9 protein-coding genes are annotated in these 9996 nt (G+C 63.3%); 6 read left to right on the plus strand and 3 right to left on the minus strand.

Annotation, left to right across the window (positions count from 1 at the left end; all coding sequences use genetic code 11):
• Positions 1-95: 95 nt before the first annotated feature.
• Complete coding sequence (locus tag VFL62_RS16410; protein ID WP_325173432.1) at positions 96-1256, minus strand: isovaleryl-CoA dehydrogenase; 1161 nt, start codon at positions 1254-1256, stop codon at positions 96-98.
• Between the two features lie 211 nt (positions 1257-1467).
• On the opposite strand from VFL62_RS16410, the gene VFL62_RS16415 reads away from it, so the two are divergent.
• The 5 genes from VFL62_RS16415 (at position 1468) to mdlC (ending at position 7858) form a co-directional block, all read left to right on the plus strand.
• Positions 1468-2742 (plus strand): cytochrome P450, encoded by a 1275-nt coding sequence (locus VFL62_RS16415; protein ID WP_325173433.1) that lies wholly within the window; start codon positions 1468-1470, stop codon positions 2740-2742.
• A 170-nt stretch (positions 2743-2912) separates the two neighbouring features.
• The gene (locus VFL62_RS16420) at positions 2913-4079 is read left to right on the plus strand and encodes an acyl-CoA dehydrogenase family protein (protein WP_325173434.1); all 1167 of its coding nucleotides are present in this window, start codon (positions 2913-2915) and stop codon (positions 4077-4079) included.
• Positions 4080-4089: 10 nt separating this feature from the next.
• A complete protein-coding gene (locus VFL62_RS16425; protein ID WP_325173435.1) occupies positions 4090-5217 on the plus strand; it encodes a CaiB/BaiF CoA-transferase family protein in 1128 nt (375 codons plus the stop codon).
• The gene (locus VFL62_RS16430; RefSeq protein ID WP_325173436.1) at positions 5214-6062 is read left to right on the plus strand and encodes an FAS1-like dehydratase domain-containing protein; all 849 of its coding nucleotides are present in this window, start codon (positions 5214-5216) and stop codon (positions 6060-6062) included. Before VFL62_RS16425 ends, VFL62_RS16430 begins: the two co-directional genes overlap by 4 nt.
• Before the next feature lie 134 nt (positions 6063-6196).
• Positions 6197-7858: a benzoylformate decarboxylase gene (gene mdlC / locus VFL62_RS16435; protein ID WP_325173437.1), complete on the plus strand. Its 1662-nt coding sequence runs from the start codon at positions 6197-6199 to the stop codon at positions 7856-7858.
• On the opposite strand, the gene VFL62_RS16440 is transcribed toward mdlC, so the two are convergent.
• Entirely contained in the window at positions 7819-8565 is a 747-nt protein-coding gene (locus tag VFL62_RS16440; protein ID WP_325173440.1) for an SDR family NAD(P)-dependent oxidoreductase, read from the minus strand. The genes mdlC and VFL62_RS16440 overlap by 40 nt on opposite strands.
• 153 nt (positions 8566-8718) lie before the next feature.
• Between VFL62_RS16440 and VFL62_RS16445 the strand changes: the two genes are divergently transcribed.
• Positions 8719-9183: a MarR family winged helix-turn-helix transcriptional regulator gene (locus VFL62_RS16445; RefSeq protein WP_325173438.1), complete on the plus strand. Its 465-nt coding sequence runs from the start codon at positions 8719-8721 to the stop codon at positions 9181-9183.
• Positions 9184-9313: 130 nt separating this feature from the next.
• On the opposite strand, the gene VFL62_RS16450 is transcribed toward VFL62_RS16445, so the two are convergent.
• The coding region (locus VFL62_RS16450; protein ID WP_325173439.1) for an SDR family oxidoreductase at positions 9314-9996 on the minus strand (683 nt) is incomplete at its 5' end.

The raw sequence follows: 9996 nt of genomic DNA on the forward strand, positions 1-9996 counted from the left end.
GCGCTCGATTTGCGTGCCGAGGAATTCGAGGGTGACGTTATCTGCCATGGCACCAAGGTGTTACTGTGCGCATTGCGTGTCAATTACGCCGTCTCCTAGAAAATCTCGCGGCCGATCAGCATGCGGCGGATCTCCGAGGTGCCGGCGCCGATTTCGTAGAGCTTGGCGTCGCGCAGCAACCGGCCGGTCGGATAGTCGTTGATGTAGCCGTTGCCGCCTAACAACTGGATCGCATCGAGCGCACATTGCGTGGCCTTTTCGGCCGCATAAAGAATGGCGCCGGCGGCATCCTCGCGCGTGGTCTCGCCCCGGTCGCAGGCTTTCGCCACCGCATAGACATAGGCCCGCGAGGCATTCATCGTCGTATACATGTCGGCGAGCTTGCCTTGCACGAGTTGAAAACTGCCGATCGGCTGACCGAATTGCTTGCGTTCATGCACATAGGGCAGCACCACGTCCATGCAGGCCTGCATGATGCCGAGCGGCCCCGCCGCCAGCACGGCGCGTTCATAGTCGAGGCCCGACATCAGCACGTTGACGCCGCGCCCGACGTCGCCAAGCACGTTTTCTTCCGGCACTTCGCAATTATCGAACACCAGTTCGGCGGTGTCGGAGCCGCGCATGCCGAGCTTGTCCAATTTCTGCGCCGTGGAAAATCCCTTCATGCCCTTTTCGATGATGAAGGCGGTGATGCCGCGCGGACCAGCGGACGGATCGGTCTTGGCGTAGACCACCAGCGTCTCGGCGACGGGACCGTTGGTGATCCACATCTTGGAGCCGTTGAGCACGTAGCGGTCGCCCTTCTTCTCGGCGCGCGTCGACATCGACACCACGTCCGACCCCGAGCCCGGCTCCGACATCGCCAGCGCCCCGACGTCCTCGCCGGAAATCAGCCTTGGCAGGTACTTCCTTTTCTGCGCGTCCGACCCGTTGCGGCGGAGCTGATTGACGCAAAGGTTGGAGTGCGCGCCATAGGACAGGCCGACCGCTGCCGAGGCGCGCGAGATCTCCTCCATCGCCACGCAATGCTCAAGATAGCCGAGGCCGGAGCCGCCATATTCTTCCTCGACCGTAATGCCGTGCAGGCCGAGCGCGCCGAGCTTGGGCCATAGATCGATCGGAAACTGGTTCGTCTTGTCGATCTCGGCGGCGCGCGGGGCGATTTCGTTGCTCGAGAAATCGTGCACGGTCTCGCGCAATGCATCGGCGGTCTCGCCGAGGTCGAAATTGAACGTCCGGTACGCATTCGGAATCATGACGGGCGGCCTCCAGGCATTAAGACTTCTCATATCTTCCAAATGGATTAGACCCTGGAGCACGCAATGTCACGGGGCCGTGTGTGGCATGCCACGGCGATGACAACTCCAGCGTCAAAACTCTCTTGCTCTTGCCGGTGCAAGGGGATGTAATTCGGTCAAAACCTCCCACCTTCCGATTCAACGGCAGGGACACTTCGAGGGAACGACCATGAACATCCAGACATCGCCTGGCATCGACAAGCAGGAAATGTTGCGCGCCGCGCGCGAGGCTGCCTATGCCATGCCGCTGGAGGATTTTCACCCGGGCGCGCCGCAACTGTTCCGCAGCGATACCCTGTGGCCCTATTTCGAGCGGCTGCGCAAGGAAGCGCCGGTGCATTACTGCACCAAGGCGCCGATCGAGCCCTACTGGTCGGTCACCAAGTACAACGACATCATGCATGTCGACACCAATCACGGCATCTTTTCGTCGGACGTGTCGCTGGGCGGCATTTCGATCCGCGACGTGCCGCCGGGCTATGACTGGCCGAGCTTCATCGCCATGGACCAGCCGCGGCATTCGGCGCAGCGCAAGACCGTGTCGCCGATGTTCACGCCGAAACATCTCGACGAACTGGCGATCCTGATCCGTCAGCGCACGTGCAAGGTGCTGGATTCGCTGCCCCGCAACGAGACCTTCAACTTCGTCGATCTGGTGTCGATCGAGCTGACGACGCAGATGCTGGCGACGCTGTTCGACTTTCCGTTCGAGGAACGCCGCAAGCTGACGCGCTGGTCGGACGTTTCGACCGCGCTGCCGAAGAGCGGCATCGTCGAATCCGAAGAGCAGCGCCGCGCCGAGATGGACGAGTGCGCGGCCTATTTTTCCAGATTGTGGAACGAGCGCGTCAATACCGAACCGCGCAACGATCTGATCTCGATGATGGCCCACAACGAGGCCACGCGCTACATGGATCCGGACAATCTGATGGGCAACATTGTGCTCCTGATCGTCGGCGGCAACGACACCACGCGCAACACCATGAGCGGCTCGGTGCTGGCGCTGAACGAGAATCCGGACGAGTACCGCAAGCTGCGCGAAAATCCCGCATTGATCGATAGCATGGTGCCGGAAGTGATCCGCTGGCAGACCCCGCTGGCCCATATGCGGCGCACCGCGCTGGTTGATACTGAACTCGGCGGCAAGAAGATCCGGAAGGGCGATCGCGTGGTGATGTGGTACGTCTCCGGCAACCGCGACGAGGAAGTGATCGAGCGGCCGAACGAGTTCATCATCGACCGCGCGCGGCCGAAGATTCACCTGTCGTTCGGCTTCGGCATCCACCGCTGTGTCGGCATGCGGCTGGCCGAACTGCAACTCAAGATCGTCTGGCAGGAAATATTGAAGCGGTTCGAGCGGATCGAGGTGGTGGGCGAGCCGAAGCGGGTCTATTCCAGTTTCGTGCGCGGCATCGAATCCTTGCCGGTGCGCATACCTGCGTGAGGAGTTGCGGGCGGGGTCACCTCCTTGACGAGGACCCGCCCTCGCCGCGGACATAGCTCAAGCCGACCGCAGTATGCTTTAAACGGTTGAATAGGGCCCCAGACCCGCTTAATCCCGAAGGACCGCCACGGACCTTCGGCCCGCGGCACCATTTTGCAGACCGAGAGAAGATGACCTCCACCGATCACGACGAACATGCCGACATCCGCGACGCGGTCGCAAAACTCTGCGCGCAGTTTCCCGGCGAATACTGGCGCAAGCTCGACCGCGAAATGGCCTATCCGAAGGCCTTCGTCGATGCGCTGACCGAATCCGGCTATCTCTCGGTGCTGATCCCGGAAGAATATGGCGGCGCCGGGCTTAAACTTTCGGCCGCGACCGCGATCCTGGAAGAGATTCACAAGAACGGCTGCAACGCCGGCGCCTGCCACGCCCAGATGTACACCATGGGCACGGTGCTGCGGCATGGCAGCGCGGCGCAGAAGGCGCAATGGCTGCCGAAGATCGCGAGCGGCGAATTGCGCCTGCAGGCGTTCGGCGTCACCGAACCGTCCAGCGGCACGGACACCTCCTCGCTGAAGACCTTTGCCCGAAGGGAAGGCAACGACAGTTACATCGTCAACGGCCAGAAGATCTGGACCAGCCGCGCCGAATATTCCGACCTGATGATCCTCTTGGCGCGCACCACGCCGAAGGAGCAGGCGAAGAAGCGCACCGATGGATTGTCGGTGTTTATCGTCGACATGCGCGAAGCCAAAAAGGCGGGGCTTTCGATCCGCCCGATCCGCACCATGATGAACCACTCGACCACCGAGGTGTTCTTCACCGACATGAAAGTACCGGCGGAAAACCTGATCGGCGAGGAAGGCAAGGGCTTTCGCTACATCCTCTCCGGCATGAATACCGAGCGCATCTTGATTGCGTCCGAATGCATCGGCGACGCCAAATGGTTCATCGAAAAGGCCTCGGCCTATGCCAGGGACCGCGCCGTGTTCGGCCGCCCGATCGGCCAGAATCAGGGAATCCAGTTCCCGATCGCCAAGGCCTATGCGGCGATGCGCGCGGCCGAACTGATGGTCAAGGAAGCCGTGCGCAAATACGAAGCCGGGCTCGACTGCGGCGCGGAAGCCAACATGGCCAAGATGCTGGCGGCGGATGCGTCCTGGGAAGCGGCAAATGCCTGCGTGCAGACCCATGGCGGCTTTGGTTTCGCCGAAGAATACGACGTCGAGCGCAAGTTCCGCGAGACGCGGCTCTATCAGGTCGCGCCGATCTCCACCAATCTGGTGTTGTCCTACATCGCCGAGCATATTCTCGGCATGCCCCGCTCCTATTGAGAAATAAGCCATGCTGCCGCTTGAAGGGATCACCGTTATCGCCGTCGAACAGGCCGTCGCCGCGCCGTTCTGCTCGTCGCGTCTGGCGGACGCCGGCGCCCACGTCATCAAGGTCGAGCGTCCGGAGGGCGATTTCGCCCGCGGCTATGACGCCGCCGCCAAGGGCCAGAGCAGCTATTTCGTCTGGCTCAACCGCGGCAAGGATTCGGCGGTCGTCGATCTCGCGACCAACGAGGGCCGCAGCGAGCTGGAGCAGTTGATCGCCGGCGCCGACGTGCTGCTGCAGAACCTCAAGCCCGGCTCGATGGACAAGCTCGGCTTCTCGCTCGATCGCTTGAAGAAGGATTATCCGGCACTGATCACCTGCACCATCACGGGCTATGGCGATGAAGGCCCCTACGCCCACCGCAAGGCCTATGATCTGTTGATCCAGGCGGAAAGCGGGCTCGCCTCCGTCACCGGCGGTCCGGAAAGCCCCTCGCGCGTCGGACTGTCGATCGTCGACATCGCGACCGGCGCCACCGCGCATGCCTCGATCCTGGAAGCGCTGATCGCACGCGGCCGCACCGGCAGGGGCGCCGATATCAGGATCTCGATGTTCGATGTGATGGCCGACTGGATGACGGTGCCGCTGCTCAATGCCGAGGCCGGCCAGCCGCCGAAACGCATCGGCCTCGCCCATCCCTCGATCTCGCCCTATGGCGTGTTCCGCTCCAAGGACGGCAAGGACATTCTGATTTCGATCCAGAGCGAGCGCGAGTGGAAGACGCTCTGTGCCAAGGTGCTGGGGCAGCCCGATCTGCCGAAGGATCCGCGCTTCTCCAACATGGTCGAACGGGTCAAGAACCGCCCGCTGACCGACGGCATCGTCGCTAATTGCTTTGCATCGATGACGCGCGACGAACTGCTGAAGCGCCTCGCCGATGCCGACATCGCCTTTGCCGAGGTCAACAGCGTCGAGGACCTAGCCCAACATCCGCATTTGCGGCGGATCGAGGTTGAGACGCCGAAGGGCGTGGTGAGCTATCCGGCGCCGGCTGCGGTCTTCGTCGACGAACCGCGCCACTACGGTCCGGTGCCGGCGATCGGCGAGCAGGCGGCATCCCACAAGAAGTCTTCGAAGCGGAAAGCCTCATGAGTGAAAAGCCCGATCTCGATCATTTGCGGCAGTGGATCGGCCGCAGCACGCAAGCGACCGATATCGTCACCGCGCAACTGGTGAAGGGCCTGCGCGCCACGCTGTTTCTCCCGATCGGCGAGCCGAAGCGAGGGGACGTCGCGCCGTTCACGGTGCACTGGTGCCTGGCGCCGGCGGTCGTGCCGGCTTCCGAACTTGGCCCCGACGGCCACCCCTCGCGCGGCGGCTTCCTGCCGCCGGTGCCGCTGCCGCGGCGAATGTGGGCTGGCGGCGAACTCGAGTTCCTCGATACGCTTCGCGTCGGTGACGAAGTGACGCGCACCTCGCGCATCAAGGACGTCAGCCTGAAAAGTGGCTCGACTGGACAGCTCTGCTTTGTCGCGGTCGATCACGAACTGACCACGCCGCGCGGCCTTGCGATCCGCGAGCGACATGACATCGTCTATCGCGATGTCACGTCAAGCTCGTCCGCGCCTGCCAAACCGGCCGGCGCGGCGCCGGCGGCACAACATCGCGAGACGCATTACGCCGATCCGGTGCTGCTGTTCCGCTATTCGGCGCTGACCTTCAACGGCCATCGCATTCATTACGACCGCGATTACGTCACCAAGGTCGAAGGCTATCCCGGCCTGATCTTCCACGGGCCGATGCAGGCGGCGCTGCAGATCGAATTCGCCGCCAAGTTGCGCGGGCGAGTGCCGAAAAAATTTAGCTATCGCGGCTTGCAGCCGTTGTTCGAAGGTTCCGAGTTCTCGGTCAATGCCAACGAGACCGACGCCGGTCTGGAAACCTGGACCGCGAATTCGGAAGGCACGCCGACCATGAAGGGCCTTGCCACGTGGTGATTGCCTCCGTCTGTCATTCCGGTGCGATGCAGTTTCAATTCCGTCATTCCGGGATGGTGCGCCAGCACCAGATCCGGAATCTCGCGATTCCGGGTTCGATGCTACCCATCGCCCCGGAATGACGGAGTAACATCTTGCCCTCGAAGCCCAGCAAGCCTTCCACCACCTCTCTCACCGTCAAGCAGGCGACGGTCGAGCTGTTGCGCGCGTTCGGCATCAAAAAAGTCTTCGGCAATCCCGGTTCGACCGAGCTGCCGTTCCTGAGCGACTGGCCCGACGATATCGACTACGTGCTGGGCCTGCAGGAAGCGTCCGTCATCGGCATGGCCGACGGCTATGCGCAGGCGAGCCGCAACGCCGGCTTCGTCAACCTGCATTCGGCGGCCGGCGTCGGCCACGCGCTCGGCAACGTCTTCACCGCCTACCGCAACCAGACCCCGCTCGTGATCACCGCGGGCCAGCAGGCGCGCTCGATCCTGCCGTTGCAGCCGTTTCTGTTCGCCGAGCGCGCCTCGGAGTTTCCACGGCCTTACGTCAAGTTCGCGGTCGAACCGGCGCGGCCCGAGGACGTGCCGGGTGCGATCGCGCGCGCCTATTACACCGCGATGCAGCCGCCCTGCGGGCCGGTTTTCGTCTCGGTGCCGATCGACGACTGGACCAAACCTGCGCAAGCGGTCGAGGCGCGCAGCGTGACGCGCGAGCTGCACCCCGATCGCGACGCCATCAAGGCTCTCGCAGAAGCGCTCGCGGCCAGCAAATCGCCCGCCTTTGTCGTGGGACCAGCGATCGATCGCGCGCAGGCTGTCGATCTGATGGTGCGGCTCGCCGAAAAGACCAGCGCCGCGGTCTGGGTCAGCCCGTTTTCGGCGCGGTGCAGTTTCCCGGAGCGGCATCCGCAATTTGCCGGATTTCTGCACGCCTCGCCTGGGCAGCTCTCGGAAGCTTTGCGCGCGCATGATCTCGTCGTCGTCATCGGCGCGCCCGTGTTTACGTTTCACGTCGAAGGCCATGCATCGATCTTCGACGGCACGGCGGCGCTGTTTCAGATCACCGACGATCCCGAGGCCGCCGCCGTCACGCCAAGCGGCACCAGCATCATCGCCACCATGAAGCCGGCGCTCGCCGCGTTGGTCGAGCTGACCGGTGAGAGCAACCGCGCGCTACCCAAGGCCCGTGCGTTGCCAGCCGCGCCGCACGCCGGCGATCCGATCCCTGCGGAATTCTTGCTGCACAGCCTGTCGACCGCGATGCCCGACGGCGCCGTGCTGGTGGAAGAAGCGCCGTCGCACCGTCCGGCCATGCAGAAATTCATGCCGATGCGCGGGCAAGACAGTTTTTACACCATGGCGAGCGGCGGCTTAGGCTACAGCCTGCCGGCCGCGGTCGGCCTGGCGCTCGGCCGCCCCAATGTGCGCACTGTCTGCCTGATCGGCGATGGCTCGGCGATGTATTCGATCCAGGCCTTGTGGACGGCGGCGCAGCGGAAATTGCCTTTGACCGTCATCATCATCAACAACCAAGGCTACGGCGCGATGCGCTCGTTCAGCCAGGTCATGCAGGTGCGGAACGTACCGGGCCTCGACATGCCCGGCATCGACTTCGTGAAAATTGCGCAAGGCATGGGCTGCGATGCGGCGCGGGTGACGAAGTCATCGGAGCTGGTGGCTGCGCTCACGCGCGCACTGGCTTACCAAGGGACCAGCGTCGTCGAGGTGATGGTCGATGCCAGCGTGCCGGTGTTGTACGAGCGCAAGGGCTACGAGGCGAGAAAGCCGCCGTCGGCCGCGAGAACGTGACCGACCACGTAGGACGATGCGTCCGAGAGCAACCAGACCGTGGCTTCGGCCACCTCCTCCGCCTTGCCCATTCGCCGGAGCGGCAAACCGGCCGCGACGCTCGCCATGTCGCCGACGCCCGCACGCAGCATCATGTCGGTGACAACGCGCCCCGGTGCGATCGCATTGATGGAGACGCCACGCGGCGCGGCTTCCATCGCCGCCGAACGGACGAGTGAGAGTACGGCGGCTTTGGAGGCGGAATAGAGCGAAAAGCCCGGATTTGGATTGCGCAGACCGCTCACCGACGCGTTGACGACGATCCGTCCCGAGCCCTGCGCGAACATGACCGGCAACTGATGCCGCAGGCAGAGAAATACGCCCCGCACATTGGTGTCGAACACTTGATCGTAGACGGCGCTGTCCTGCGTTTCCAGCGGCGCACGCCGTTCCTGGAAACCGGCATTGTTGAAGGCAGCGTCGAGCCTGCCGTAGCGCGCGATCGCGGTTGCGACGAGACGCTCGACATCTTCCTCACGCGTGACGTCGGTTACGATGGCGACCGCCTCAGCGCCGAGATCTTCGCAGGCCTTCGCGGTGGCTTCGATCTCGGATTGACGCCGACCGGCAATCAGCACGGCGGCCGCACCCTCCTCAGCCATCAAAAGCGCGGTGGCGCGGCCAATGCCGCTCCCGCCTCCTGTCACCAGGCAGGCCTTCCCCAGCATGCGAGCACAAGACTTGCGGTGCTGACCAATTCCGTCACCCGGCAACAACTCACTCATGACGCCCAACCATTCGCGACAAGAGACCGGTCCGGTTTGGCCGGATCTTGTCATCCATACCATATAGTTGTATTATACAACTATATGGTAGTCAAGATGCCTGACCTCGACATTGCCCTCATCGACGGTATCCGCTCGGCCTCCCGGCAGATGGTGCGCGAACTCGGCTTCATGGAAGCGACGGTCGCAGCCAGCGGCTATCCGCCGTCGGCGGTTCACACCATCCTCGAAATCGGCCTGCGCGGCCCAATGACCGCGATGCAACTCGCGGAGTTTCTGCATCTGGAGAAATCGAGCGTCAGCCGCATGGTTCACAAGCTGATCGAGGCCGGCGAATTAAGAGAGACGACCGACCCGATCGATGCGCGCAGCAAGCCACTGTCGCTAACCGCCAAAGGGCAGCGCACGCTGGCGATGCTTCACGATTTCGGCCGGCGCCAGGTGGCGGGCGCGCTGGCGCATTTGAGCAAAGCCGAGCAGCGCACGGTGTGCGAAGGCTTGAGGCTGTATGCGGCCGCGCTAAAGGCGGACCGTGAGGCCGCGCCGGCGTTGGATGAGTGAAAAGGTCAGCCGTCATTGCGAGCGGAGCGACGCAATCCAGCACAAAACCCGGGCAAGAACCGGATTGCTTCATCGCTCCAGCGCAAAATTGCTCCGCAATTTTGTCGCGCGCTCCTCGCAATGACGAAAGCTACCCGTGCTCTTCCCGCAGCTTCGCCTGGATTTTCGCCATACCTAAGATCCAGCGGTCGTAATCCTCGGTCTTGCGGCGCATATAGCCGAGCACCTGCGGGTGCGGCAAAATCAGGAAAGTCTCCCGCTCAATGCCTTCAAGCGCGTCGTTCGCGACCTGCGCCGGCGGCAGGTCGCCGTCGCCGGATTGCGGCCCCTTCGGCAACGAACGCAACATGTCGGTATCGACGCCCTGCGGACACAGGATCGAGACCTTGATGCCGTCGGCCTTGTGCGAGATCGCGAGATTTTCCGCAAAGCCGACCGCCGCATGCTTGGTGGTGGAATAAGCGGGACTTCCAACCTGCGACAACAGACCCGCGGCCGAGATCGTGTTGAGGAAATAGCCGCCGCCGCGCGCCTTCATGCGCGGAATCAGGTGCCGCGCCGCGTAAACATGCGCCATCACGTGGATTGCCCAGCTGCGCGCCCAGGGCTCGTCGGAGGTGCCGCCGGCATTGACCGAAAGCGGGTCGAAGCCGCCGCCGATGCCGGCATTGGAACAGAACAGCGCGATCGGACCGAACATCCGCTCGGTTTCCTCGATCACATGGCGGATGTTCTTCTCCTGGCCGACGTCACATTTGAACGCCGCGCCGCCGACCGACGCCGCGACCCGTTCGGCGGCGCCATGATCGAGAT

It is taken from the genome of Bradyrhizobium sp. (genome assembly GCF_035701725.1).
Lineage (GTDB): Bacteria > Pseudomonadota > Alphaproteobacteria > Rhizobiales > Xanthobacteraceae > Bradyrhizobium.